General features: G+C 61.7%; 1 protein-coding gene. It reads left to right on the forward strand.

All coding sequences use genetic code 11. The annotated features are described in order from the left end of the window. The coding region (locus tag BN1128_RS13000; protein ID WP_042869409.1) for a DUF2937 family protein at positions 1-368 on the forward strand (368 nt) is incomplete at both ends.

Genomic DNA, 368 nt, shown 5'->3' on the forward strand with positions numbered 1-368 from the left:
TGCGCGCCTGCAACAGGCCAACCTCAGCCTGGTGCCGTTTCAGGGCACAGCGGATCAGCACTTCAACGGCGATCTGACCACGCTGGTCAACCACTATCGCACCAATCCAGACCCCGTGTTTGCACAGGATGCCGCCAGCCTGCAGCACCTGGTGAGCCAGCAGCAAGCGCTGTTGCAGGAGAGTACCTTCAAGGATCGCCCTTGGTATCTGCAGCTGACGCACCTGCTGCTGCGCGCCGATGCCCAGCTCTGGCAAGACACATTGCAAAACTACAGCTACCTGGTACCGCTCAAGCAGTCGGCCATCGTCTGTGGCATGTCGGCGGGTCTGCTCACCGCCCTGCTTGGGGATCTGCTGCTGAGCCTGC

The organism is Aeromonas piscicola, assembly GCF_000820005.1.
GTDB classification, from domain to species: Bacteria; Pseudomonadota; Gammaproteobacteria; order Enterobacterales; family Aeromonadaceae; genus Aeromonas; species Aeromonas piscicola.